This window comes from Mesorhizobium sp. M1423 (assembly GCF_040317575.1).
Lineage (GTDB): Bacteria > Pseudomonadota > Alphaproteobacteria > Rhizobiales > Rhizobiaceae > Mesorhizobium.
In genome coordinates, this window is sequence record NZ_JAMYKU010000083.1 from 1 (window position 1) to 839 (window position 839).

The 839-nt window shown below is 58.2% G+C and carries 1 protein-coding gene; it reads right to left on the bottom strand.

Annotated elements, in window-relative coordinates; translation table 11 throughout:
• Positions 1-36: 36 nt before the first annotated feature.
• Positions 37-753 (bottom strand): pentapeptide repeat-containing protein, encoded by a 717-nt coding sequence (locus NKG95_RS34170; protein WP_352682262.1) that lies wholly within the window; start codon positions 751-753, stop codon positions 37-39.
• Between the last annotated feature and the right edge of the window lie 86 nt (positions 754-839).

Consider the following 839-nt stretch of genomic DNA (forward strand, 5'->3'; position numbering starts at 1 on the left):
TCGGGTGCAGCATTGCCGCAGTTCGCTTGCCGACAACTATTCCTGCTGGAATTGACAGGGCCAATCTTCAGGCCTCGTCAAGCCAGAAGGCAACTCGGTCCGGGCGTCTCCGCAAGCCATGTTGAGCTGCCACTGGGACAGACCCGCCGAATTGGAAAGATCGACACCCTCGATACGGGTCAGAAAGAAAAAGGCGCGGTCAAAGTCTATCGGCGCGGTGAACGTCGCTCCTCGGAAGTCCGCCCGTGCGAGATTGGCAAACGAGAAGCGGCTGCCGCTGATATCGGCGTCATGGAACTGCGCACGCCCCAATTCTGCCTTTGTGAAATCAACATTGGTCAGATTGGCGCCCTGGAAATTCGAGCGCTGCATTTCCGCGCTCGCAAACACAGCGCCCTGCGCGTCCATACGGCTGAAGTCGGTCCTGTAGGCCTCGATTCTGTCGAACCGGGCGCCTTTGGCGGTCGAGTCGGCCAGGGAAGCACGCACAAGCGTTGCCTTCTCAAGATTTGCCGCAAGGAGATTGCTGTTCCTGAGGTCGGTCGAAGTGAAATCAACACCGAACAGGTTCGCCCCGCTCAGGTCCTGTCCTTCTAGGATGAGAAGCTTCTTGTCACACTCGTGCCAATTAACGCCAGGCGTCGCGGCTGCGTGGCAATTGTGAGCAGCAGTGGCGTTCTGCCAAGCAAACACAGTGCAAACCGCTAGAGCCAAGCCGGATGCGCCGTAAGCTCTGGTTCGCCTCAAAGTCATTGTTGCTGGACCTCTGCTACTCGCCGACACTCAACCTTACCACATCTGCTGACACTCGAGCCACGGTGACCACCGCCGTCACAGTT